Annotated in this window: 21 protein-coding genes; 9 read left to right on the top strand and 12 right to left on the bottom strand. The window is 68.8% G+C overall.

Annotated elements, in window-relative coordinates; genetic code table 11:
• Positions 1-91 precede the first annotated feature (91 nt).
• Positions 92-445: an Lsr2 family protein gene (locus tag AB0N89_RS12715; RefSeq protein WP_005165380.1), complete on the top strand. Its 354-nt coding sequence runs from the start codon at positions 92-94 to the stop codon at positions 443-445.
• 6 nt (positions 446-451) lie between these two features.
• Here AB0N89_RS12715 and AB0N89_RS12710 read toward each other — a convergent pair whose 3' ends face one another.
• Positions 452-1,297, bottom strand: a complete 846-nt coding sequence (locus AB0N89_RS12710; protein ID WP_364203892.1) for an AraC family transcriptional regulator — start codon at positions 1,295-1,297, stop codon at positions 452-454.
• 66 nt (positions 1,298-1,363) lie between these two features.
• On the opposite strand from AB0N89_RS12710, the gene AB0N89_RS12705 reads away from it, so the two are divergent.
• On the top strand, positions 1,364-1,945 hold the full coding sequence (locus tag AB0N89_RS12705; RefSeq protein WP_364203890.1) for a TIGR03086 family metal-binding protein: 582 nt from the start codon (positions 1,364-1,366) through the stop codon (positions 1,943-1,945).
• On the opposite strand, the gene AB0N89_RS12700 is transcribed toward AB0N89_RS12705, so the two are convergent.
• Positions 1,939-2,700 (bottom strand): (2Fe-2S)-binding protein, encoded by a 762-nt coding sequence (locus tag AB0N89_RS12700; protein ID WP_364203888.1) that lies wholly within the window; start codon positions 2,698-2,700, stop codon positions 1,939-1,941. The genes AB0N89_RS12705 and AB0N89_RS12700 overlap by 7 nt on opposite strands.
• A 419-nt stretch (positions 2,701-3,119) precedes the next feature.
• Here AB0N89_RS12700 and AB0N89_RS12695 point away from each other — a divergent pair, with 419 nt between their 5' ends.
• The 3 genes from AB0N89_RS12695 to AB0N89_RS12685 all read left to right on the top strand — a co-directional run bounded on the left by AB0N89_RS12695 (position 3,120) and on the right by AB0N89_RS12685 (position 8,358).
• Positions 3,120-5,678, top strand: a complete 2,559-nt coding sequence (locus AB0N89_RS12695; protein ID WP_364203887.1) for an ATP-dependent Clp protease ATP-binding subunit — start codon at positions 3,120-3,122, stop codon at positions 5,676-5,678.
• 505 nt (positions 5,679-6,183) lie between these two features.
• Entirely contained in the window at positions 6,184-6,522 is a 339-nt protein-coding gene (locus tag AB0N89_RS12690; protein ID WP_364203885.1) for an XRE family transcriptional regulator, read from the top strand.
• A gap of 60 nt (positions 6,523-6,582) precedes the next feature.
• Entirely contained in the window at positions 6,583-8,358 is a 1,776-nt protein-coding gene (locus tag AB0N89_RS12685; protein ID WP_364203883.1) for an Hsp70 family protein, read from the top strand.
• Here AB0N89_RS12685 and pcp read toward each other — a convergent pair whose 3' ends face one another.
• Positions 8,359-8,994 carry a pyroglutamyl-peptidase I gene (gene pcp / locus AB0N89_RS12680; protein WP_364203881.1) on the bottom strand — a complete coding sequence of 212 codons (636 nt, stop codon included), beginning with the start codon at positions 8,992-8,994 and terminating at the stop codon, positions 8,359-8,361.
• Positions 8,995-9,020: 26 nt separating this feature from the next.
• Positions 9,021-10,436, bottom strand: coding sequence for a M1 family metallopeptidase (locus tag AB0N89_RS12675; protein WP_364203879.1), 1,416 nt, complete (start codon positions 10,434-10,436; stop codon positions 9,021-9,023).
• 195 nt (positions 10,437-10,631) lie between these two features.
• Between AB0N89_RS12675 and AB0N89_RS12670 the strand changes: the two genes are divergently transcribed.
• Complete coding sequence (locus AB0N89_RS12670) at positions 10,632-13,817, top strand: BTAD domain-containing putative transcriptional regulator (protein ID WP_364203877.1); 3,186 nt, start codon at positions 10,632-10,634, stop codon at positions 13,815-13,817.
• Between the two features lie 61 nt (positions 13,818-13,878).
• On the opposite strand, the gene AB0N89_RS12665 is transcribed toward AB0N89_RS12670, so the two are convergent.
• Both AB0N89_RS12665 and AB0N89_RS12660 read right to left on the bottom strand, forming a co-directional pair.
• Positions 13,879-14,679 (bottom strand): ABC transporter permease, encoded by an 801-nt coding sequence (locus tag AB0N89_RS12665; protein ID WP_364203875.1) that lies wholly within the window; start codon positions 14,677-14,679, stop codon positions 13,879-13,881.
• Entirely contained in the window at positions 14,676-15,653 is a 978-nt protein-coding gene (locus AB0N89_RS12660) for an ATP-binding cassette domain-containing protein (RefSeq protein ID WP_364203873.1), read from the bottom strand. The genes AB0N89_RS12665 and AB0N89_RS12660 overlap by 4 nt, the downstream gene beginning before the upstream one ends.
• A 136-nt stretch (positions 15,654-15,789) precedes the next feature.
• Between AB0N89_RS12660 and AB0N89_RS12655 the strand changes: the two genes are divergently transcribed.
• The gene (locus AB0N89_RS12655; protein WP_364203871.1) at positions 15,790-16,812 is read left to right on the top strand and encodes an endonuclease/exonuclease/phosphatase family protein; all 1,023 of its coding nucleotides are present in this window, start codon (positions 15,790-15,792) and stop codon (positions 16,810-16,812) included.
• A gap of 47 nt (positions 16,813-16,859) precedes the next feature.
• On the opposite strand, the gene AB0N89_RS12650 is transcribed toward AB0N89_RS12655, so the two are convergent.
• On the bottom strand, positions 16,860-17,675 hold the full coding sequence (locus AB0N89_RS12650) for a Sir2 family NAD-dependent protein deacetylase (protein WP_364203869.1): 816 nt from the start codon (positions 17,673-17,675) through the stop codon (positions 16,860-16,862).
• Positions 17,668-17,976 carry an antibiotic biosynthesis monooxygenase gene (locus AB0N89_RS12645; protein WP_005165349.1) on the bottom strand — a complete coding sequence of 103 codons (309 nt, stop codon included), beginning with the start codon at positions 17,974-17,976 and terminating at the stop codon, positions 17,668-17,670. Before AB0N89_RS12645 ends, AB0N89_RS12650 begins: the two co-directional genes overlap by 8 nt.
• Before the next feature lie 62 nt (positions 17,977-18,038).
• Here AB0N89_RS12645 and AB0N89_RS12640 point away from each other — a divergent pair, with 62 nt between their 5' ends.
• Positions 18,039-19,238, top strand: coding sequence for an FAD-dependent monooxygenase (locus tag AB0N89_RS12640; RefSeq protein ID WP_364203866.1), 1,200 nt, complete (start codon positions 18,039-18,041; stop codon positions 19,236-19,238).
• A gap of 17 nt (positions 19,239-19,255) precedes the next feature.
• On the opposite strand, the gene AB0N89_RS12635 is transcribed toward AB0N89_RS12640, so the two are convergent.
• The gene (locus AB0N89_RS12635) at positions 19,256-20,698 is read right to left on the bottom strand and encodes a M1 family metallopeptidase (RefSeq protein ID WP_364203865.1); all 1,443 of its coding nucleotides are present in this window, start codon (positions 20,696-20,698) and stop codon (positions 19,256-19,258) included.
• On the opposite strand from AB0N89_RS12635, the gene AB0N89_RS12630 reads away from it, so the two are divergent.
• A complete protein-coding gene (locus AB0N89_RS12630; protein WP_364203863.1) occupies positions 20,697-21,497 on the top strand; it encodes an alpha/beta hydrolase in 801 nt (266 codons plus the stop codon). The two genes, AB0N89_RS12635 and AB0N89_RS12630, sit on opposite strands and share 2 nt — an antisense overlap.
• On the opposite strand, the gene AB0N89_RS12625 is transcribed toward AB0N89_RS12630, so the two are convergent.
• The 3 genes from AB0N89_RS12625 to AB0N89_RS12615 form a co-directional block, all read right to left on the bottom strand.
• On the bottom strand, positions 21,476-21,919 hold the full coding sequence (locus tag AB0N89_RS12625; protein ID WP_364203861.1) for a thioredoxin domain-containing protein: 444 nt from the start codon (positions 21,917-21,919) through the stop codon (positions 21,476-21,478). The genes AB0N89_RS12630 and AB0N89_RS12625 overlap by 22 nt on opposite strands.
• A gap of 30 nt (positions 21,920-21,949) precedes the next feature.
• Positions 21,950-22,300: a rhodanese-like domain-containing protein gene (locus AB0N89_RS12620; RefSeq protein ID WP_364203859.1), complete on the bottom strand. Its 351-nt coding sequence runs from the start codon at positions 22,298-22,300 to the stop codon at positions 21,950-21,952.
• Positions 22,301-22,391: 91 nt separating this feature from the next.
• Complete coding sequence (locus AB0N89_RS12615; RefSeq protein WP_364203857.1) at positions 22,392-23,345, bottom strand: LysR family transcriptional regulator; 954 nt, start codon at positions 23,343-23,345, stop codon at positions 22,392-22,394.
• Between the last annotated feature and the right edge of the window lie 180 nt (positions 23,346-23,525).

Genomic DNA, 23,525 nt, shown 5'->3' with positions numbered 1-23,525 from the left:
TAGCGGGTATTAATGTCGCTAGACAAAGTCTTCTGTCCGGGGCATGCCCCGTACCAGATCATTCGTGTAAGCCCCCAGCAGGAGGAAACAGATGGCACAGAAGGTGCTCGTCTCGCTCGTCGACGACCTCGACGGCACTGAGGCGGAAGAGACCGTCGAGTTCGGTTTGGACGGTGTGAGCTACCAGATCGACCTTTCCGCGGAAAACGCGGAAGAGCTTCGCGACGCGCTGGCCCAGTATGTGGAGCACGCCCGTCGCGCGGGTGGCCGTAAGCGCACCGCCATTCGTCCGGTCGCCGGCGTGAAGGCCGCCGCCCGTCCCGCGACCGTGGACCGCGAGCAGAACCAGGCCATTCGCGCCTGGGCCCGCAAGAACGGCTTCCAGGTTTCCGACCGCGGACGTATCCCGTCCGAGGTCGTGGAGGCCTACCACAAGAAGAACTGAGGTCTTTCAGACTCTGGGGCCGCCGGGAAACTTTTCCCGGCGGCTTTCTTGTTCTTGTACACGGTTCAAGCGGGCGTACTCCGTCGGCGCCCATCCGGTCACGGAGCGGAAATCCCGGATGAAGTGTGCTTGGTCGCTATAGCCCAGCGTGAACGCCAGTTCCGCGTAGTCCGGCCGTTCCTCGGCCGCGATCCGTGCCGCCGCTTCGTTCAATCGGTATACCTGAATCGCCCATTTGGGGGCGGCGCCCACATGGTCGGCGAACAGCCGTTGCAGGCTTCGCTGAGACAGCCCTGTCCGGCTTGACAGCTCGCCGACCCGGGTAATGGCCGGTTCGGCGGCGATTGTTTCCACCGCTTCGATGGCCGTCCTGGCCGCGGCGGTGAGCTCCGGACGTTTCGCCAGGAGCAGTTCCTCCGCCGCGTGGACCATTTCGAAGTCGTCCGTCGCATTCCGTACCGATTCCGTCACCGGTCCGGCGCCGGGGAAGAGATCGGTGAGCGGAACGGAACCGCCGGAGATCATCGTGACCGGACCGGTCAGGAATGCCCGGAATGCCCCGGGGCGGAATCGCACGCCGATACCGTGATCCGCGCCCGCCACGACGTAGCGGAAAGGTCGTTTCCCCGGCCCGAAGGCGCCCGCCATGTCGTTGAAGAACGTGACGTTGACCGCGAGATTGGGCAGGACCGCCTGTTCATGGGGGTCGCGGCCGGTCAGATCCCAGCGCAGTATCCAGTGATGGTCGACGAACGGCCGGAGTTCCGGCGACGGCGGATGGCGGACGAGACCGAAGGCCGCGTTCGCTTCGCTCGCGTTGACGATCCCAGCCGGGATCCGGTGCCCGCTCACCGGAACAACCTAACCCTGTCGCGTTTTTTCAAGACATCGCGCCGGTTCCCGTGAACTCATGCCCCTATGTCCGAACACGCTGCCCTCATTGCCCCCGCCGCCGCGGAATTCGCCGGAATCCTGCGCGGGATCGGCGACGCCGAGCTCACCGCCCTCACGCCGTGCGCCGAGTACGACGTCCGCGCGCTGCTGAACCACCTTCTCTACTGGGGTCCCTGGCTCGAAGCCGCCGGGCGCAAGGCGCCGCCGCCCGAGCCGGCCACGGGCGAGGCGGAGGCGGACCTCGTCGGCGCGGACTGGCTCGACGCGGCGGAGCGCCAGACCGCACGGCTGGTGGACGTCTTCGGGACGCCCGGAGCGTGGCAGGGGATGACGGCGCTCAGCACGACGGAGCTGCCCGCCTCGATCGTCGGCGACATGGTGCTCGGCGAGTTCGTCTTCCACGGCTGGGACCTCGCTCGGGCGATCGGCCGCACTGTCGACGTCGCGCCCGAAGCGGCCGAAGCCGTCTACGAGTCAGCCGTCGCGATGGGCGAGCAGGCGCGCTCCATGAAGGTGTACGGCGAAGAAGTGACCGTTGCGGAAGGCGCAACGAAGTTCGAGCGCGCTTTGGGTGCGACGGGACGGAATCCCGCCTGGGCTCATTGACGGATTCGCGGACAGCCGCCGCATTCCGATTCCGCGGGCAGCAGATAGGAGTAACAGCAGCTTTCGCGGTTTCGCGTCCACTCGCGGCGTCCGTCGGCTCCCGTGTCCAGCCTCAGCTTCGACGCGGACGTCAGCGGCGGGAATCGCGATTCGAGGACCAGCGCGGCGTCCGCGACCCCGGCGCCCTCGGCCTCCGGGGTCCCGCCCAGCAGTCCGGCCGACCACAGCGCGTTGTCGAGCGCGTCCGTGGCCGCCGCCCACAGCTGCCGTCGCCCGAGCCTCGTCAGCGGCCCGTAGACGTCGATGAACCGGCTCGCGTGCGCGACGAACCTGCCTCGCAGCACGGTCGCCAGCGCTCGCTCGCCGGGGACGACGACGGCCTCCGGGCGTGCCGAGCCCGGGTCGGTCGGCAGGCAGTGGAAGCCCTCGTTCAGGACGGCGATGGAGTCGGGATGCGGCCGTCCGGCGCCGATCCGGAACGCCAGCGCGGACGGCGTCAGCGACGGGACGCGGCGCGCGTGGTGCAGCAGCATCGCGCCGGCGAACGCCGGGACGTGCAGATACCAGGACAGGATCCAGCTCGCCGGGGTCCGCTCGGGGATTCCGGGCGCCTCCGGGTACTCCTCGGCCAGCCAGCCGCCGAGCCGCTCCCGCCACCGCACGAGACGGTCCGGTTCGCCGAGCAGGTCGGCGCAGCGGACCCAGCCCGGCTCGCCGTCCGGGACGTCCGCGCGGACCTGGGCGTCGCCGGGCATCCGCGAGAGGGAGGCCCGTAGCCCGTCTTCAGGTGACGCGAGTGTGCGAGGATGCGACACACCGGACTCCCGTCGTTAGGTACGCCTAACCTTACATGCGGGGCGTGCCTACTCCGGACGGGTGTCCATCCACTGGGCGGACTCGCGCTCGCCGTCCGTGTTCGCGCTCAGCGGACAACGCGCATCCGGCGGAATCCGGGTGCGCGTTCGGACGTTGTGCTTGACGTAAAGGTGCAGGGCAACCGGAAGATGAAAGAGCGCACGGCCGGAGAACGGCCAGGGCGCGAACGGGCCGCAATCAGCCGTAGTGGTACGCCAGCGCGACCGCATGGCTACTAGAGTGGTCTCACGGTGCTGAATCCATCGCGGTGAAAGCACGATGGAAACGGGCCGCCGTCGCAGCAGTCGAGGGAGTGCACATGTTTGAGAGGTTCACCGACCGCGCGAGGCGGGTGGTCGTCCTGGCCCAAGAAGAGGCCAGGATGCTCAACCACAACTACATCGGCACCGAGCACATCCTCCTGGGTCTGATCCACGAGGGTGAAGGTGTCGCCGCCAAGGCGCTGGAATCGCTGGGCATCGCGCTGGAGGGCGTCCGCCAGCAGGTCGAGGAGATCATCGGCCAGGGGCAGCAGGCCCCGAGCGGGCACATCCCCTTCACCCCGCGGGCCAAGAAGGTGCTGGAGCTGTCGCTGCGCGAAGCGCTGCAGCTCGGCCACAACTACATCGGCACCGAGCACATCCTGCTCGGGCTGATCCGCGAAGGAGAAGGCGTCGCCGCTCAGGTGCTCGTCAAGCTCGGCGCGGACCTCAACCGGGTGCGTCAGCAGGTCCTGCAGCTGCTGTCGGGCTACCAGGGTGGCAAGGAGTCGACCGAGACCGGCTCCGGACGCGGTGAAGGCACCCCGTCGTCGTCGCTGGTGCTCGACCAGTTCGGCCGCAACCTGACCGTCCAGGCCCGCGAAGGCAAGCTCGACCCGGTCATCGGCCGCGGCAAGGAGATCGAGCGGGTCATGCAGGTGCTGTCGCGGCGCACCAAGAACAACCCGGTCCTGATCGGCGAGCCCGGCGTCGGCAAGACCGCCGTCGTCGAAGGGCTCGCGCAGAACATCGTCAAGGGCGAGGTCCCGGAGACGCTGAAGGACAAGCAGCTCTACACCCTCGACCTCGGCTCCCTGGTCGCCGGCTCCCGGTACCGCGGTGACTTCGAAGAGCGCCTGAAGAAGGTGCTCAAGGAGATCAAGACCCGCGGCGACATCATCCTGTTCATCGACGAGCTGCACACGCTCGTCGGCGCGGGTGCCGCCGAGGGCGCGATCGACGCCGCCTCGATCCTGAAGCCGATGCTGGCCCGTGGCGAGCTGCAGACGATCGGCGCGACCACCCTCGAGGAGTACCGCAAGTACATCGAGAAGGACGCCGCGCTGGAGCGCCGCTTCCAGCCGATCCAGGTCGGCGAGCCCTCGCTCGAGCACACGATCGAGATCCTCAAGGGCCTTCGCGACCGGTACGAGGCGCACCACCGCGTCTCGATCACCGACGGCGCGCTGGTGCAGGCGGCCACCCTGGCGGACCGCTACATCAACGACCGGTTCCTCCCGGACAAGGCGATCGACCTGATCGACGAGGCCGGCGCCCGGATGCGCATCCGCCGCATGACCGCGCCGCCGGACCTGCGCGAGTTCGACGAGAAGATCGCCGACGTGCGCCGGGACAAGGAGTCCGCGATAGACGCGCAGGACTTCGAGCGCGCCGCCCGCCTCCGTGACGAGGAGAAGACCCTCCTCGGCCAGAAGGGCGAGCGGGAGAAGCAGTGGAAGGACGGCGACCTCGACGTCGTCGCCGAGGTCGACGAGGAGCAGATCGCCGAGGTCCTCGCCAACTGGACCGGCATCCCGGTGTTCAAGCTCACCGAGGAGGAGACCACGCGTCTGCTCCGCATGGAGGACGAGCTGCACAAGCGGATCATCGGCCAGGAGGACGCGGTCAAGGCCGTCTCCCAGGCGATCCGCCGTACCCGCGCCGGTCTGAAGGACCCGAAGCGCCCCTCCGGTTCGTTCATCTTCGCCGGTCCGTCCGGTGTCGGTAAGACCGAGCTGTCCAAGGCGCTGGCGGCGTTCCTGTTCGGCGAGGACGACGCGCTCATCCAGATCGACATGGGCGAGTTCCACGACCGCTACACCGCTTCGCGGCTCTTCGGTGCCCCTCCGGGCTACGTCGGCTACGAAGAGGGCGGCCAGCTGACCGAGAAGGTCCGGCGCAAGCCGTTCTCGGTGGTGCTGTTCGACGAGATCGAGAAGGCCCACCAGGAGATCTACAACACGCTCCTGCAGGTCCTCGAAGACGGCCGTCTCACCGACGGTCAGGGTCGTACGGTCGACTTCAAGAACACCGTGCTCATCTTCACCTCGAACCTGGGTACCTCGGACATCTCCAAGTCCGTCTCGCTCGGGTTCTCGTCCGGCGGTGACAGCACCAACCGGTACGAGAAGATGAAGCAAAAGGTCAACGAGGAAATGAAGAAGCATTTCCGGCCCGAGTTCCTGAACCGGATCGACGACATCATCGTCTTCCACCAGCTGACCAAGGAACAGATCATCGAGATGGTCGATCTGATGATCGCCCGGGTCGAGACGCAGCTCAAGGCCAAGGACATGGAGCTCGAGCTCACGCCCAAGGCCAAGTCGCTGCTCGCCAAGCGCGGCTTCGACCCGGTGCTGGGCGCGCGGCCGCTGCGTCGCACGATCCAGCGCGAGATCGAGGACCAGCTGTCGGAGAAGATCCTGTTCGGCGAGGTCCAGGCGGGCCAGATCATCCTGGTCGACGTCGAAGGCTGGAACGACGAAGAGGGCGAGAAGGACGACAAGGCGCACTTCGTCTTCCGCGGCGAAGCCCGTCCCTCCTCGGTTCCGGACGCCCCGCCGGTCAGCATCGGCGCCGGCTCGGCCGACGAGAACGGTGAAGCCGAAGGCGAGTAAGGCTCGCTGAGTTCCTGGAAGTGCCCGTCGCGGTTCGCCGCGGCGGGCACTTCCGCGTCCGGGGCCGTCTCGTCCGCCCAGTCACGCGTGTCGTCCGTCTGATCACGCGAGTTCGCCGTTCGATCACGCGAGTCCCGTGTCCAGTCACGCGAGTTCGCTTTCTTGGCACGGAAGCCACGCGTGCGTGGATGGACGACACGCGTGATCGGAGGGCGCGACACGCGTGACTGGATGGACGACACGCGTGATTGGGGGCGGAACTCGCGTGATCGGAGGCGGGGCTCGCGCCTGCGGAGCACCCGTTGGTGTCCAGCGGCCGAAAGCGCGCCTTCGTGGGAACCCTGGGTTTCGAGCCTCGATGGATATAAGTTCTACATTATGGTCGACTGATGACCTGGGAGATCGAACTTCACGACGAAGTGGATCGCGCAGGCACAACTTGAAAGAGTTGCGCCCGGCGTCGGCGGGGCGTTCGTCTTCGATCCGGTGATGGAGGAAGGCTGAATTGGGTCGGTCCTGGAAAGAGGCCAAGGCGGAAAAGCTCGCCGCGGATCTGGACGCGGGCCGCGACGTCGAAGCCGCGCGGGTCGAGGCGCGAGAAGCCACGCAGGCCTACGTTCTCGGCTTTCGCCTGTCGCAACTCCGCGAAGACGTCGGGCTGAGCCAGACCGAGGTCGCCAAGCGAATGGGCGTGAGCCAGCCGCGGATCAGTCAGCTGGAGCAGGGCGATCCGAGCCAGATGGAATTGGACACGCTCCGCAGGTACATCGTCGCTCTGGGCGGACGGATGCGGGTGGTCGCCGACTTCGACGATCACGACGTCACCATTTCCACCGCCGTCTGACCCGGCCCGGTCGCCTGATCATCACGTGAGACGATGCCCTCGGGTCCGGGAGGGGGTCAGGTGGACGTTCTGGCGATCGATTTCGGTACCTCCAGCACGGTGGGGGTGCTTTCGATCCACGGCAGAGGGACGCAGGTCGTCGAGATCGACGGGTCGGTGACGATGTCGTCCGCGATCTACGTCGACAAGGACGGCACGGTCTTCGTCGGCCGCGACGCCGAACGCCGGGCCAGGCTGGATCCGAGCCGGTTCGAGGCGAACCCGAAGCGGCGTATCGACGAGGGCGCCCTCCAGCTCGGTGACGTCACGCTCCCCATCGCCGAGGCCTTCGCCGCGGTCCTGCGCCGGGTCGGCGAAGAGGCCGAGCTGATCCTTCAGCGCCCGCCCGCGCAGGTGCGCATTTCCCATCCCGCGGGCTGGGGCCAGGATCGCAAGCAGATCCTCCACGAGGCCGCGCTCAAGGCCGGATTCGGCACGACGGTGCTCATCCCCGAGCCGGTCGCCGCCGCCGCGCATTACGCGTCCCTGAACAGCGGCCACCGGCCGTCCGGTCCGATCGCGGTGTACGACCTCGGGGCGGGCACTTTCGACTGCGCTGTCGTCGGTGTCAGCGCCCAGGGGTTCGCCGTGCTCGCCGAGGACGGCCTGCCCGACCTCGGCAGTCTCGACATCGACCAGGCGCTGCTGGTGCACATCGGGCGCGAGGTGTCGCATTCCGAACCCGCGCGGTGGCAACGGATCCTGCGCCCGCAGTCGGTCAGCGACCGCCGGACGCGCCGGTCGCTGCTGCAGGATGTCCGTGACGCCAAGGAAAGCCTGTCCCGGCATCAGCAGACCGAGATCCCGATGCCGGAGCCGTTCGGCGACGTGCGGGTGACGCGGATGGAGCTCGAAGCGCTCGTCCGGCCGAGTTTCCTGCGCAGCGCCGAGCTGCTCGCCACCACGATCCGTCGCGCCGGACTGACCCCGGACCGCCTCGGCGGCGTCTACCTGGTCGGCGGGCCGAGCCGGATGCCGTTGCTGGCCGGTCTGCTGGCGAACCAGCTCAGGGTCGCGCCGACGACGCAGGACCAGCCGGAGACGGCGGTCGCGTTCGGGCTCCACCACGTGCCCGCGGGCGGCGAGGACTCCCAGCTGACCGTGCCCGCCTTCGCGCCGGTCGCGCCGCCGGTCCGGCCCGTGCAGCAGCCGCCGCCTCCGCCGGCGAGGCGTCCGCAGCCACCGCGCTGGACGCCACCCGCGCCGCCGCCACCGCCGGGCCGGAACTGGCAGAGGCCCACGACGTACGGCGTCATCGTGCTCGCCGTCGCGGCGATCGTGACGACGATCGTCCTGCTCAGCGGTGGCGAGGAGGCGTCCGTCGCCCAGCAGGGACCGGCACCGGTGAAGCAGGCGAGCTGCGATCAGCCCGGCCCGAAGGACGCGCAGGGGTTCACGGACTGTCTCCGCCGGATCGCCGCCGTCATCCCGCAGCGGGACGAATGCCACGACGCGCCGGACGCGGCCGCCACGGTGGGGGCGGCGACCGCGGTCACCTGTGTGTTCAAGGACGACAAGGCGTCGAACGCGATCAACTACTACCAGGGCGTCGCGATGACCGGTCTGGCGGACGGCGTCCGGCAGCAGATGACCAAGGGCAAGCCCGTGGAGGGCACCTGGGCGGCCGACGGGCTGCGCGGGCGCTACTTGGCGGGCGTCGGCAAGCGAAGCGGCATCGTGCTCTTCGGGACCGAAGACGCGCCCTTGACCGCGATGCTCGTCTCGACCCGCGGTGACGGCACGCCGCGGACGACCGCCGAGATGGTCGAGTTCTTCACCGCGCAGCTCAAGCCCTGATCAGTGCAGAGTGCCGGCCGGGGTCGAGAGGTCCTCGGTCACGGAGAGCGCGGTGTCCACGATGATCTCCAGCGCCTCGGCCGCGCGATGCGTGGCGAGGCTCGGCGCCGTCGTCCGCGCGGCCTGTTCCGGGGTGTAGGGAATGTGCACGAAACCGCCGCGCACGCCGGGAAAATCGTTGTCCAGCAAGTGCATCAGCCCGTAGAAGACCTGATTGCAGACATACGTGCCGGCGGTGTGCGAGACCGACGCGGGAAGCCCCGCGTTCTTGATCCCCGCGACACTCGCCTTCACCGGCAGCGTCGTGAAGTAGGCGTTGGGACCGCCGGGGATCACCGGGAGGTCGACGGGCTGTGAGCCCGCGTTGTCCGGGATGCGGGCGTCGATCAGGTTGATCGCGACCCGTTCCGGCGTGACGTCGGCGCGGCCGCCCGCCTGTCCGACGCAGATCACCAGGTCGGGCCGGTATTCGTCGATCGCGTCGCGCAAGGTGACCAGCGAACGCGAGAACACGCACGGCAGTTCGACGGCCACCGTGTCGTGCCGCCGGCCGGTGAGCAGGGAAACCGCCTGCCACGACGGGTTCACCCGCTCACCGCCGAACGGTTCGAAGCCGGTGAGGAGCACTGACGTCACGCCCTCACCCTAACGTGTGACGGCTGTCAGGCGGCCGGCTTGAGGTCCCCCGGGTAGAGGAACTCGGGTGCCGGCTTGGTGTTGCCGTAGAACCACGCGGCGAAGAAGCCCTGGAGGTTCTTGTGCGCGATGCGCTCGGCGAACTTCTGGAACTCCGGCAGGCTCGCGTTGCCGTCGCGGTGCAGGGCGGGCCAGGTCTTCAGGATGCGGTCGAACGGCGCCGCGCCGATGTAGTTCTTCAGCGCGTGCAGCGCCACCGGGCCCTTCGAGTACACGTAGGTGAACTCGTTGCCGGGGCCCATGTCGTAGAGCTTCCCGGCCCAGAACCGGTCCGTCGCCTTCTGCACGGCGGTCAGGTAGCGCGCCTTCAGGTCCTGGCCCGACTTCGCCTCGGACCACATCCACTCCGCGTACGAGGCGAAGCATTCGTTGAGGCAGACGTCCTTCCACTTGTCGACGGCGACCGAGTCGCCCCACCACTGGTGGGCGTTCTCGTGCACGATCGTCGGGACGTTGCCCGCCGCGCCCGAGTAGATCGGCCTGCTCAGCGTCTCCAGCGAGAACCCGATCGGCTCGGCGAGGAAGATGCCGCCCGCCGCGTCCACCGGGTACCGCCCGAACTTCGACGCCAGGAAGTCGATGATCTCCGGCAGCCGCGCTTCGGCCTGCTTGGTCGCGGCGGGGGTGCCGGGGGCGTAGGCGTTGACGACCGGGGTGCCGTCGGACAGCTTCGTCCGCTCGAAGTCCCACTTGTCGATCGCGACCGTCGTCATGTACGGCACGGCGGGGGTCTCTTCGGCCCAGGAGTACGTGGTGCCGTCGCCGTTCTTGACCTGTCCGCGCTCGACGCCGTTCGAGATCACGCTCCATTCCGAGGGAACGGTGATCGCGAGGTGGAAGGTCGCCTTGTCGCGCGGGGTGTCGTTGACCGGGTACCAGGTCGTCGCGGACTTCGGCTCGCCCGCGACGAAAGCGCCGCCGGATTTCGCGTACTGCCAGCCGTTCGCGCCCAGCGACGGATCCTCGATGGGCTGCGGGACGCCGTGGTAGGCGACCTCGGCGGTGAACCGCTCGTGATTCCGCAGCGAACGGGCCGGGGTGATCACGAGTTCGTGGTCACCGGTCCGTGTGAAGGCCGCCGTCCGCCCGTTGACCTTGACCGAGTCGACGGTCAGCCCGTGCAGGTCGAGGTTGAAGGAGCTCAGCGACTGCGTCGTCCGGCCGGTGATCTTCTGCAGGCCGGTGAGCTGCTTGGTGGCGGGCTCGTAGCCGATTTTCAGGTTGTAGTCGGCGACGTCGTAGCCGCCGTTGCCATCCTGCGGGTAATAGCTGTCGCCCGCGCCGTCGGCGCCGGGTTTTCCGGTGTCGGCGAGGGCGGTCCCGCCGCCGAGGACACTCGCGGCCAGGACGGCGGCGATGACTGCCGCACTCCGGTACCTCATTCACGCTCCCAGTCGATCGGCTGTAACCAGGCCCCGAACCTAACGCCGTGACCTCGGCCGGTCGCCCGGAAAGCTCCTTCGTGCCCGGATAATCCCCACTTCCGTCGCCTGGAAGAGGTACGGAAGCCCAGAGCGCGCTTCGAGAGATACAGCCTGGAAGGGGTATCCGTTCGCCGGTTCTGGAAAGCTGGGGTCGTGCGTGTGACGCTGCTGGGCCCGGTCGGAGCGAAGGCCGGTGACGGCGCCCCGGTCGACATCGGCGGTGCCCGCCTTCGCATGCTCCTGGCCAGGCTCGCGCTGGAACCCGGCCGCGCGGTCCCGGCGGCGGCCCTCATCGACGGGCTCTGGGGCGCGGAACCGCCCGCCGACGCGGCGAACGCCCTGCAATCCCTGGTCTCGCGGTTGCGGAAGGTCCTGCGTGCCGAAGACGTCGCCCTCGACTCGGGGCCGGGCGGATACCGGCTGGACGTCGCCCGCGAGGACGTCGACGCCTGCCGCTTCGAGCGCCTGGCCGCCGAGGGCCGAGCGGAACTGGCGGCGGGCCGGGACGCCGGCGCGGCCGCGATCCTCGCCGAGGCGCTCGGCCTTTGGCGTGGTCAGGCACTGTCCGGCGTCCTCGACGCTCCTTTCGCGCAGGCGCCGGCGACCCGGCTGGAAGACCTCCGCCTCGAAGCCGAAGAAGACCGCTTCGAGGCGGAGATCCGGCTCGGCGGACACGACCGGGTCCTGGCCGACCTCAAGGAGGCGGCCGCGCGGAATCCGCTGCGCGAACGGCTCGCCGGGCTGTGGATCCGGGCGTTGTGCGCGGCGGACCGGCAGTCCGACGCCCTCGCCTTCTACGAAGAGGTCCGGACGGCGCTGGCCGACGAACTGGGTGTCGACCCCTCGGCCGAACTCCAGGAGATCCACGTCGCCGCGCTGCGCGGTGAACTCGGCCCGCCGCCCGCGGCCGCCGATCACCTGCCGGTGCGGCTGACCAGCTTCGTCGGCCGTGACGACGAGCTGAAACTGGTCGCCGAACTCCTCGCGGGCGCGCGGCTGGTGACGCTCGTCGGGTCTGGAGGCGCGGGGAAGACGCGGCTGGCCACCGAGGTCGCGACGCGGCATCCGGCGCATACGCGCGGCCGCGTCTGGTTCGTGCCGCTCGCCGGGGTCCGCGACCCGGGTGACCTGCCCGGCGCGGTCTTCGCCGCGCTGGAGCTGTGGGACCTCGGTCTCGCGCACAGCGGCGACCCGATGCGGCGGCCGGTGGAGGCGCTGGTCCGGGTCGTGGAGACGCTCGGCGCCGGCGAGTCGGTGCTGGTGCTGGACAACTGCGAGCATCTGGTCGACGCGGCCGCGGAGCTGGCGAACACCCTACTGCGCCGAGTGCCGACCCTGCGGATCCTCGCGACGAGCCGCGAGGCGCTGGCCATCGACGGCGAGACGCTGTGCCCGCTCGGCCCGCTTTCCGTGCCGGACGGGACGCCGACGGTCCCGCAGGCCGCCGAGGCGGGCGCGATCCGGCTGTTCGTCGACCGGGCGGTCGCCGTGCGCCCGGACTTCCGTCTCGACGAGTCCACTGTGGACGACGTCGCGCAGATCTGCCGACGGCTGGACGGGATGCCGCTGGCGCTGGAACTGGCCGCCGCGCGGCTGCGGTCGATGACCGTCGCGCAGATCTCGCGGCGTCTCGACGACCGGTTCCGCCTGCTGACCTCGGGCAGCCGGACGGCCTTGCCGAGGCAGCGCACACTGCGCGCCGTCGTCGAATGGAGCTGGGACCTGCTCGACGACGCCGAACGCGTGCTCGCGAGGCGGCTTTCGGTCTTCGGGGCCGGTGCCGAGGTCGAAGCGGTCGAAAGCGTCTGCGCCGGAGACGGCCTGCCCGCCGAAGACGTCATGTACGTCCTCGGTTCGCTGGTCGAGAAGTCCATTGTGGACGCGACGGCCGGTGATCACGGCGAGCCGCGCTATCGCATGCTGGAGACCATCCGGGCGTACGGAGCGGAGCGTCTCGACGAGGCCGAAGAACGGCCACGGCTGGCGAAGGCGTATCACCGCTACTACGCCGAGTTGGCCGAGCGGCTGGAGCCGTTGCTGCGGACCAGGGACCAGCTCACCGCCATCGCACGGTACGACGCCGAACACGGCAACATCGTGACGGCGCTCCGCCAGGCCATCGACGCCGACGACGTCGAAATGGCGACGCACCTGTTCGGCAGCACTTTCTGGTACTGGCTGATCAAGGGCGACAGCGGCCGGGTCGAGTCCTTCGTCGGCGAAGTGCTCACTTTCGGCGACCGTCTGGACGAGGACTTCGCGGCCGCGTTCCGGGCGATGCGCGAGATCACCACGATGATCCCCGGGGTCGGCGACCCGGAAGCCGTGCGGATCCTCATCGACGACTGCGTGCGGACGAAAGCGCACCTCCGGTTCACCGGGCTGGCCATCGGCCTGCCCATGCTGGCCTTCTTCTCCCAGGACAAGGACCTCGCGCACCGCGAGGTGGAGCGGGCGCTGTCGAGCCCGGATCCCTGGGCCAGGTCGGCGGGCTCGTGGGCGCAGAGCTTCATCCTCACCGACGACGGCGACACCGAAGGCGCCGAACGGGCCAGGGACCGGGCTTACGAAGGGTTCTCGGCCGTCGGTGACCGCTGGGGCACCGCGATGGCGATCGGCATGAAGGCGAGCGACATCTCGATGTCGGGCGACCACGACACCGCGCTCGCGCTGTACCGGCAAGGGCTCGACCTCGCCCTCGAACTGGGTTCGCAGGACGATGTCATCCAGCAGCGCTGGCGGCTCGCGACGGAGTACGCGCGGGCGGGGGACCTCGAAACGGGCATGCGCGAGATGCGCGACGCGGAGCGCTACGCGGTCGACACCGGCAACGACCAGCTCGCGGTGATGGTGCTGGTGGGCAAGGCGGATCTGTTCAGCCGCGCCGGCCGGATCGACGAGGCACGAGCGGTCGCCGCCCGGTTCCGGGAGCTGATGGCCACCGTGCCGATGCCGGGCATGTTCGGCGAGGAGTTCGGCGGGTACATCGACACGGAGGTGGCGCTGGCCGCCGGAGACCTGGACGGGGCCGAGCGCGGTGCCGCGATCGTCGTGAAGTCCACCTCGGAACGCGGCGACATGCCCGATCTCGGGCGGATCGTCGAGGTCTGCGGCCTGATCCGGTTCCGGCAGGGGCGGCCCGAGCCCGCGGTGCGGCTGCTCGGTTCGGCGAAACTCCTCCGCGGCAGGCTGGACCTCGGCGAGCCCAGCATCCGCGAGCTGATCGACGGCCTTCGCGCGCACTTCGGCGAGGTGCGCTACGAAGAACTGCTCGCGCAGGACGTCGGGCGGTCCCGGACCGAACTGGTCTCCTGGATCTGCCAGGAAGTGGGCGCGTGAAGAAGGGCCCCTCGCCCGGCAGAGGCGAGGAGCCCTTCACGCGCGTTCCCCCTGACCCCCGTCAGACGCGCTTCCGGTAAGCCCAGGTGGCGAGCGGGAAGAAGACCGCGACCGCGGCCGCCATCCAGATCAGCGCACCGGTCAGCGGACCGGCGATCGGCCCGCCGTTCATCAGCCCGCGCAGGACGTCGGACATCTGCGTCACCGGACTGATGTCGGCCCACGCCTTCAGCCAGCCGGGCATGGTGGACGTCCCCACGAACACGTTGCTGCCGAAGGTCAGCGGCATCAGCACCACGAACATCAGGCCCTGCACCGCGCCGGGGCTCTTCACCAGCATCCCGACGAACACCGATGCCCAGCAGAACGCCAGCGCGAACGCGATGACCAGCACGATCGCCAGCGCGAACTCCGCCGGGCCGGTCTGGATCCGGTAACCCATGATCGTCGCGACGACCATCAGGACGACCAGGCACACCAGGTAGCGGACGATATCGGCCAGTACGGCGCCGATCAGTGGCGCGGACCGCGCGATCGGCATCGCGCGGAAGCGGTCGAACACGCCCTTGGTGACGTCGGTGTTGAGCTGGACGCCGACGGTCATGCTGGCCTGCAGGATGTTGAACACCATGATGCCGGGCACGATCATCTGCAGATAGCTTCCGGTGTCGCCCATGATCGCGCCACCGAACAGGTAGACGAACATGACCAGGAAGATGATCGGCGCGAGCGTGACGTCGGCCAGCTGCTCCGGGTTCTTGCGGATCTTCAGGATGCCGCGCCAGGCAAGGGAAAGCCCGTGCTGGACGCTGCTGGAGAGTGAAACGCGCCGTGGCGGTGCGGGCGCGGCGAGGGTCGTCATACCAGGCTCCCTTCCGGAGTCGTGTCCTTTGTGGACTCGGTGGACCGGCTGCCGGTCAGCGCGAGGAACACCTCGTCGAGGCTGGGCAGCCGCAGCGCCAGCTCGTCCGCGGTGATCCCGGCCTCGTCCAGCTTGCGGACCAAGGTGGACAGCAGCACCGGGTCGGCGACGGGCGCCGTCAGCAGGCCGGTGTCGTCGTCCCGGTTCGGCCGGACCCCGGTGAGCCCGGCCAGGATGCGCTCGACGGCGTCGAGATCGGCGAGCGCGGTCGGCCGGACCTGCAGCGTCTGGCCGCCGGTCCGCCGCTTGAGCTCGTCGGCCCGGCCGTTCGCCACGACCAGTCCGCGGTCGAACACGGTGATCGTGTCGGCCAGCTGGTCGGCCTCCTCCAGGTACTGCGTGGTGAGCAGCACCGTCGTCCCGTCCGCGACCAGCGTCCGGACCACGGCCCAGACCTCGTTGCGGGCGTGCGGGTCGAGACCGGTGGTCGGCTCGTCCAGGTACAGCACCTTCGGGCGGCCGACCAGGCTCGCGGCGAGGTCGAGCCGGCGCCGCATGCCGCCCGAGTACGTCTTGATCGCGCGCCCGGCGGCGTCGGTCAGCTCGAACCGCTCCAGCAGATCGGCCGCGCGCTTCTTCGCGTCCGCCCTGGAGAACTCCAGCAGCCTGCCGATCAGGACCAGGTTCTCCGTGCCGGAGAGGTCCTCGTCGACCGACGCGTACTGCCCGGTCAGCCCGATCATGCCGCGGACCGCCATCGGGTTCTTGACGACGTCGTATCCGAAGACGCTCGCGTGACCGCGGTCCGGCCGGATCAAGGTGGCCAGGATCCGGACGGCGGTCGTCTTCCCCGCGCCGTTCGGCCCCAGCACCCCGACCACCTTGCCCGCCGGGACCTCCAGATCGACCCCGTCGAGCGCCTTCGTCTCCCCATAGTGTTTGACCAGGCCCTCGGCCCTGATCGCGTGAGTCATCGATTCCTCCTGTGGATCTCGCCCCGCGGACCAAGGTGCACCCCGGACCTGGCAGACCGCGCACAGCGCGCTGGCAGCGGCTGACAGAACCTGATAAGCGCTGGTAGACGCGGTGTGAGGAGGTTGTGAAGGTGTTGTGGAGACCGCCGTCACAGCGCTCCCGATCGGCATACTCAACGTCATGGTGATCGAAGAACGGCCGGTCCGGCCCACGGCGCGTCGGGATGCCGGGCGGAAGCTGGTCAGCGGGCTGCTCATCGGGGCGGTCGTGCCGTTCGCCGTGCTGACGGCGATGCGGCTGGTGGGCTACGACGGCAACACGTACACGATCGCCGCGCTCGCGCTGACGCCGTACGCCGGGATCGCGACCCTGGTGCTCGGCGTCCTCGCGCTGGTGCTCCGCCGCTGGTGGACCGCGGCCGTCGCGCTGGTGCTGACCTGCACGATCGCCACGCTGGTACTGCCCCGCGCGTTCGAAGTCGAGCAGAAGGCGCTCGGCGGCAAGCACGTCCGCGTGCTCGCGTCGAACATGCTCGGCGGGCAGGCGGATCCGGACCGCATCGTCGGCTATGTGAAGGAACACCAGGTCGACGTCCTGAGCCTGACCGAGATGACGCCCGAGGCGATCACCGGGCTCGACCGGGCCGGGTTGTTCCGGCTCCTGCCGTACCACGTGCTGCATCCGGCGGAGTGGGCGTCGGGCTCCGGGCTGGTGTCGAAGTACCCGCTCACGCCGCTCAAGCTCACCGGCGATTCGGACTTCAAACAGCCGAGCGCGAGCGTGGACCTCGGCGACGGCGTCCGGATCGAGGTCGTCGCGGTCCATCCGGCGGCGCCGATGTGGGATAGGCACGTGTGGGTCGACGAGGCCAAGGATCTGCCCTACGCCGACGCCGAGCACGACATCCGGATCCTCGCGGGCGACTTCAACGCCAGCCTCGACCACTCGCTCTTCCGTGAGCTGCTGACCAGGGGATACGTGGACGCGGCCGATCAGGTGGGGAAGGCGTTGCAGGGCACTTGGACGAACGGGGCGGTGCCGCCGGTGCCGATCGACCACGTGCTGGCGGACAAGCGGGCGGCCATCGCGGACTTCAAGGTGCTGGACACGCCCGGCAGCGATCACGACGCGGTGTACGCGGAGATCGTCCTTCCCTGAACAGGGTGGTCGTGAGTGGCGATTCGGGTTAGAACCCGAATCCCCGCTCACGAGGTGAGCAGGGCGTCCAGCGCTTCGAGGGTTTCGAGGCCGTTGCTCGCGAGCGAGACGCCGCGTCCATGCCGGATCCGCGGCTCGCGCGGGTTGATCCGGACCAGCGCGCCGGTCGCGGCGCTGGCCAGCTCCGAGTAGCGCCGCACCGTCGGCACGGCCTGCCCGGCGCCGAGTTCCACCACCACGAGGTCGCGATGCTTCCGGCGCCACGCGGTCAGCTCGTCGAGCTGGGCCTGGCCGCGTTGCCCGAGCCAGTCGTAGTCGCCGAACATGAGGATGTTGGGCCGGGCGAGGCCGCCGCAGCGCGGGCACGAGGGCAGCGGCGCCAGGGCGCGCATCGTGTCCTCGTCGATCGGGACCTCGACGTCGTCGGCCGACCAGATCTCGCCGGTGCACCTGGCGAGGCATTGGAGATGATGGATGGACCCGTGCGCTTCGGTGACGTGCGGGTAGCCCGCCTTCTGGAACTGTCCGTCCACATTGGACGTGAAGGCGTGGACGCCGCCGGTTTTCCGCGCTCCCCAGGACAGCAGGAGGCGGAACCCCTCGTGTGGGACGGTCGCGCGGTAGAGCGCGAGCCGGTGCCCGTAGAAACCCCAGGCGAGCTCGGGATCTTCGGCGAAATGCCGTGGGTCGGCGAGCTCGACGAAGCTGACGCCCAGCCGCTCGTACGGCGGATACGCCTTCCAGAAACCCTCGTCACCCCGGAAATCGGGCAGGCCGGAGTCGACGCCCATCCCGGCGCCGGCGCAGACGAGCAGCGCGCCGGCGCCGTCGATCAGTTCCGCGGCTCGTTCGAGCTCACTCACCCGGCTTCGAAGCCTGGACGACCTCGAATTCCAGCAGGTTCGCGCCGCTGGACACCGGCTTCGCGCGCTCGCCCGCGTGCGCCTCGCGCGCCGGGCCGGACGCCCACGCCTGATAGGCCTCTTCGGACTCCCACTTCGTGTAGACGAAGTAGCGGCTTTCGCCGGAGACCGGGCGGAGCAGTTCGAAACCGAGGAAGCCGGGCTGGTTGTCGACGGCGTGCAGCCGCGCGGCGAACCGCTTCTCCAGCTCGGGGCCTGCGCCTTCGGGGACCTCGATCGCGTTGATCTTCACGACAGCCATGCCGTCCACCCTACGGTGAAACTCTTTTGCGCCGCGATGTGATGCGTGGGACCTTCGAGAGGATGGCTGACACGAAGATCCTCATCTCCGGAGCGAGCGTGGCCGGCCCGGCGCTGGCCTTCTGGCTCACCCGGTACGGCTTCGAAGTGACCGTCGTGGAGCGCGCGCCTTCGCTGCGCCCAGGCGGCCAGGCCGTCGACCTGCGCGGAACGGCCAAGGAGGTCGTCCGCCGGATGGGGCTGGACGAACGCGTCCGCGAGGCGTGCACGGACACGAAGGGCGAGACCCTCGTCGACCGGAAGAACCGTACGAAGGCGACCATCCGCGCCGACGACTTCGACGGTGACGGCGTCGTCGCCGAGATCGAGATCCTCCGCGGCGACCTGACCGGCGTGCTGTACGAGGCGACCAGGGAGCGGACGGAGTACGTCTTCGGCGACCGGATCACCGCGCTGGACGAGCGGGCCGACGGCGTCGACGTCACCTTCGCGAGTGGTTCGCGGCGGACGTTCGACGTGGTGGTCGGGGCGGACGGGCTGCATTCGGGGGTGCGGGCGCTGGCCTTCGGCGAGGAGTCCCGCTACGTCCGGCACTTGGGCTCGTACCTGGCGTTCTTCACCGTGCCGAACCGGCTCGGCCTGCGGAACTGGGCGATCGGCTTCGACGACGTCGGCCGGTCCGCCGGGATCCGCGGCATCCGCGACGGCGACGAGGCGATGGCCTACTTCGGGTTCGCCTCGGAGAAGGTCGACTACGACTATCGCGACGTCGAAGCGCAGAAGGAGCTGGTCCGAGGGCTCGCTGCCGGGATGGAGTGGGAGGCGCCCTGGCTGCTGGAGCGGCTGGACGACGCGCCCGATTTCTACTTCGACTCGTGCGCGCAGGTGATCATGGAGTCTTGGTCGCGCGGCCGGATCGGGCTGCTGGGCGACGCCGCTTTCTGCCCCTCGCCGCTCTCGGGTCAGGGCACGAGCCTGGCTGTCGTCGGAGCGTACGTCCTCGCCGGGGAACTCGCGGCCGACCTCGACACCGGGCTCAAGCGCTACGAAGCGATCATGCGGGAGTTCGTCGAGAAGACGCAGGAGATGGGTCGGGCCAACGCGGAGTCGATCTTCGCGAAGTCGCGGACGGCGTTGCGGCTGCGGTACCTGATGATGCGGGTGATGCGGCTCAAGCCGGTCGCCGCGCTGGCGTCGCGGAAGATGCGGGACGTGGTGAACGGCATCGACCTGCCGGACTACCCCGCCCCTCCCCGCGCTTAGTCCTCTCAACGCGGTGGTCAGCCGCGCAGGGTGCCGGGCAGGAGTTCGGCGTCCGGCGGGATCGTCGTGCCGTGGAACCAAGCGTCGAAGAACGGCCGCAGGTCCTGCTCCGACAGCTTGATCGTGAACGCCTCGAAGTCCGCCCACGACGCGTTGGCGTTCCGATGCGCCGCCGGCCACTCCTTCAGCAGCCGCGCGAACGCGCCTTCGCCGATCTTCCGCCGCAGCGCGTGGATGGCCAGGATCCCCTTGTCGTAGACGCCGTGGAACTCCTGACCGGTCCCCATGTCGACCAGTTTCGGCGTCCAGAAGTCCGGGCTTCCCCGCATGATCTCGAGCGCGGCGCGGTAGCGGTCGTCGAGGTTCTCGTTGTCCCTCGACTCCTGCCACAACCACTGCGCGTACGACGCGAGGCATTCGTTGAGGCAGATGTCGGACCACGAATTCAGCGTCACCGAATCGCCGAACCACTGGTGTGCGGTTTCGTGCACGACGGTGATCAGGTCGGCCCATTTCGCGTACGTCGGCCTGGTCTGGGTCTCCAGCGAGAAGTGGATGTCCTCGTCGAGGTAGATCCCGCCCGCCGCGTCCACCGGGTACGGCCCGAACTTCGAGGTCAGGAAGCCGATGATCTCCGGCAGCCGCCTGCCGGTGTCGCGCCGGTCCTCCGCGCCCGGCGCGTACGCGTTGACCAGTGGCGTCCCGTCCGGGAGCGCCATCCGGTCGACGGTGAACTTGTCGATCGCCACCGTGGTCAGGTACGGCGCCACGGGCGTGCGCTCCTGCCAGGACGTCGTGGTCCAGCCGTTCGCCGAGGCCTGCTGGATCTCGCGTCCGTTCGAGATGACCGTCCAGCCGTCCGGCACGCGGGCGGTGAGGGTGAACATCGCCTTGTCGCGCGGGGTTTCGTTGACGGGGTACCAGAACGACGCCGAATGCGGCTCGCCGACGATGAACGCGCCGCCGTCGTTCGACTTCTGCCAGCCGTTCTCGCTTCCGCCCGCCTTGGGCGTCGCGGACGGATCACCGCCGTAGACGACCTTCGTGCGGAAGGTGGTCCCGTTCCGGATCGGCTCGGCGGGCGTCACCACCAGCTCGAAGTCGCCCTCGCGGGCGAACTTCGCCGGTTTCCCCTCCACTTCAACGGATTGGACGGTCAGGCCGCGTAAGTCCAAGTTGTACCGATTGAGGTCCTGGGTCGCTTTCGCGATCACCGTCGTGTCGCCGTCGAGACGCCCTTTCACGGGGTCGTACGTGATCCCGACCTGGTACTCGACGGCGTCGTAGCCGCCGTTCCCGTCCATCGGGTAGTACGGGTCGCCCGCACCCGAAGCCCCCGGCGCCGGGTGCATCGGTGGCGGCGGCGGGGACACCGCCGGGGGAGGATCGGCACTACAACCGATAATCAGGGCGCAGACGACCCCCAGGACCAGACCGGCGGCGGGGACACGGCTGCGCATGGAGGGGAGCTTAGTGGTGATTCAGCGCGACGGGTTGATCACTTTCGGCGGTGATGGACCCCCGATCGTCCTCCTGCACGGCTTGATGGGCAGGGCGACGACGTGGTGGCGGGTCGCGCGAAGGCTGGAACCGTACGGGCGTGTCCACGGCCTCGACGCGCGCGGTCACGGCCGAGGGCCGCGCGGCGGGCCCTGGCGCACCGAACGGTTCGCCGACGACGTCGCCGAGGTGCTCCGGACCTTCGACGAACCCGCGGTCCTGATCGGACATTCCATGGGCGGCCTGCACGCGTGGGTCACCGCGGCCACGCATCCCGGACTCGTCCGTGCCGTGGTCTGCGAGGACTTCGCGCCGGATCAGCGCGGCCGGACCGTGGACACCTGGCGCGGCTACTTCGACTCCTGGCCGGTCCCGTTCCGGTCCCTCGCCCACGTGCGCGAATTCTTCGGCGACACCGGCGACTATTTCATCGAATGCGTCGAAGAACGGGAAGACGGCTATCACCTGATCGCGTCGCTCCCCGATCTGTACGAGATCGCGGCGGAATGGGGGCGGCGGGATTTCTGGACATTCGTCGAGCGGGTGAAATGCCCGCTGCTCGCCATCGAAGGTGAGCGGACGGCGATGCCGCACGGCCAGCAGGCCGACCTCGCGGCGCGCGTGCCCGGCGGCCTCGGACGGCACATCGTCGTCCAAGGCGCCGGGCACGTGGTGCACGACGAAGCGCCGGAGACCTACCTCGGTGCGGTCGAGGCGTTTCTCTCCGACGTCCTCGGTCAGCCCTTCTTCGCCAGCTGAGCGTCGATCCAGGCGCGCAGCTTCGTCTCGCCCGGGTAGCCGATGTTCCGCGCGGACGGCAGCTCGGCGGAGTTGCGGACGCCGACCAGTGTCGGCAGGTACTGGATGTTGTACCTCGAGGACAGGTCCTTGCTCTGGTCGACGTCGACCTCACCGAGCAGGAACTTGCCGCCGTACTCGGCGGCGATCTTTTCGATCACCGGCTTCATCTGGCGGCACGGCGGGCACCAGGTCGCGCCGAAGTCCATGATGACCAGCTTCTGCTTCGAGGTGTTCATGACCTCTTGGTAGTTGGCCGAAGTCACCGTGACCACGTTCTCCCCGGCAGGTGCCGGGGCGGCCGAAGCCGGGGCGGCACCGAAGCCGACGACCAGCGCCAGCAGACCGCCGAGCATGCCGAGGGCGCGCTTGTACTTGAACACAGGGATCTCCTCTTCGGTAGGGGTTTTCGCTCAGGACGAGGACTCGGTCGGCAGCCCGCCCGCGACCCAGTCCTCGATACCTTCGCGGTACTTACGAACGTCCGTGTATCCGATTTCGAGCAGCCGCCGTCCGACGAATTCGCTGTTCCGGCACGGTGTGTTCGCGCAATAGACGACAATCGCGGCGGCCTTGTCCGGCAGTACGGACGGAGCGAGCTGATCGGTGAACTCGGCTGCCTGCTCGTAGGGAAATCCCGGAATATTTCGTGCGGCCGGCAGATGTTCCTTTTCGAAATAGGCGACCGGCATGGTGTCGACCACGACGACCGCTCCAGCCTCAACCGCGGAACTCAGTTCCGCACGAGTGATCAACGGCAGCATGGCGCTCCTTTTCCGACAACCGTGATTGACGAATTCCATCGTCATTCGTCGTCGGCGGACCGCTCTAGTGTCGCCTTGTCATGTCAGGGGGTTATCCGACCGCCATCCGGCCGTGCTCGCGCAACCAGGTCCGGTACGGCGTCGTCCCCTCGGCCATGCGCCAGTACTCCTCGGTCGCTCTGCTCGCCAGCTCCCGGACCCCTTGTGTGCAGGGGCCGTCCTCGCGCCACGCGAGCACATGTCGTACACACATCGGCGAGTCGGCCAGCGGACGGATCTCGAGGCCGTCCACCTCCGGCCGGGTCGGCTGGATCAGCCCGACGCCGTAGCCGCCGCTGACCAGCCGCTCCCGCACGGTGTCCACATCGACGTCATGGGTGATCCGGGGATCGAAACCGTGCGCGAGGCACATCTCGCGGAACACCACCCGGCATCCGTCGCCACCGCTCGACACTATCCAGTCTTCCCCGGCCAGCGCGGCCAGCTCGATCTCTTCTTCGTCGGCGAGCCGGTGCCCGGTGGGGACCACGACGAACGAAGGCTCGCACGCCAGGGTCGTGGTCCGCACCTCCGGCGGCACGGCAAGGGCACGACGGCCGCAGATCATGATCAGCGCGAGGTCTATCCCGCGGTTCGCGACCTGGGCGAGCAGTCGGGTGCGCGAGGCGTCCGCGCGTGTGCGGACCGGTTTGCCCGGAAGCAGTTCCCTCAGCCCGCCGAGTAGTGAAGAGGTGATGACGCTGTCGTTCCAGCCGACCCGGATCGAATCACTCGCCTCGGGTGCCTGGCGATGGAAGTCGTGTTCCAGTTCGTCGAACGTGCGCACGATCGCCCGTGCGCGGTGCAGGAGGACGACCCCGAGCTCGGTGGGGCGCACACCGTGCTGGCCACGGTGGAACAGTACGCCTCCGACCAGCCGCTCGATCCGGCGTAATTGATGACTGAGCGCGGGCTGGCCGAGACCCAGATTTGCCGCGGCGCGGTTGAGGCTCCCCGAAGAATCGATCTCGCAGAGCACGCGAAGATGCCTAATCTGAATCTCCATGACTTCGTATACCGTGCGAAGGAGGCCTACCGGCACCTCCGAAGGTCGTGACGATTTCACCGTTTAAGTGCGGAAAATAGTTTCACATAACGCGATGGCAGTCGACGGTGGCAATACCGGCCCCGGTCGTCCCTGGTTACGTTCGGTCAGCGCGCCCCTGTTCCCCTGTCCGAAGCCCAT

The organism is Amycolatopsis sp. NPDC089917, from assembly GCF_040684635.1.
GTDB lineage: Bacteria > Actinomycetota > Actinomycetes > Mycobacteriales > Pseudonocardiaceae > Amycolatopsis.
Note: the sequence above shows the minus strand (reverse complement) of the source record. Positions and strands in the feature narration are given on the sequence as shown.

Bases quoted from the DNA above. Each gene is read 5' to 3' on its own strand.
- AB0N89_RS12715 (WP_005165380.1), top strand. From the start codon at position 92: ATGGCACAGAAGGTGCTCGTCTCGCTCGTCGACGACCTCGACGGCACT.
- AB0N89_RS12705 (WP_364203890.1), top strand. From the start codon at position 1,364: ATGTCCGAACACGCTGCCCTCATTGCCCCCGCCGCCGCGGAATTCGCC.
- AB0N89_RS12700 (WP_364203888.1), bottom strand. From the start codon at position 2,700: ATGCCCGGCGACGCCCAGGTCCGCGCGGACGTCCCGGACGGCGAGCCG.
- AB0N89_RS12695 (WP_364203887.1), top strand. From the start codon at position 3,120: ATGTTTGAGAGGTTCACCGACCGCGCGAGGCGGGTGGTCGTCCTGGCC.
- AB0N89_RS12675 (WP_364203879.1), bottom strand. From the start codon at position 10,436: ATGAGGTACCGGAGTGCGGCAGTCATCGCCGCCGTCCTGGCCGCGAGT.
- AB0N89_RS12665 (WP_364203875.1), bottom strand. From the start codon at position 14,679: ATGACGACCCTCGCCGCGCCCGCACCGCCACGGCGCGTTTCACTCTCC.
- AB0N89_RS12660 (WP_364203873.1), bottom strand. From the start codon at position 15,653: ATGACTCACGCGATCAGGGCCGAGGGCCTGGTCAAACACTATGGGGAG.
- AB0N89_RS12645 (WP_005165349.1), bottom strand. From the start codon at position 17,976: ATGGCTGTCGTGAAGATCAACGCGATCGAGGTCCCCGAAGGCGCAGGC.
- AB0N89_RS12640 (WP_364203866.1), top strand. From the start codon at position 18,039: ATGGCTGACACGAAGATCCTCATCTCCGGAGCGAGCGTGGCCGGCCCG.
- AB0N89_RS12630 (WP_364203863.1), top strand. From the start codon at position 20,697: ATGGAGGGGAGCTTAGTGGTGATTCAGCGCGACGGGTTGATCACTTTC.
- AB0N89_RS12635 (WP_364203865.1), bottom strand. From the start codon at position 20,698: ATGCGCAGCCGTGTCCCCGCCGCCGGTCTGGTCCTGGGGGTCGTCTGC.
- AB0N89_RS12620 (WP_364203859.1), bottom strand. From the start codon at position 22,300: ATGCTGCCGTTGATCACTCGTGCGGAACTGAGTTCCGCGGTTGAGGCT.
- AB0N89_RS12615 (WP_364203857.1), bottom strand. From the start codon at position 23,345: ATGGAGATTCAGATTAGGCATCTTCGCGTGCTCTGCGAGATCGATTCT.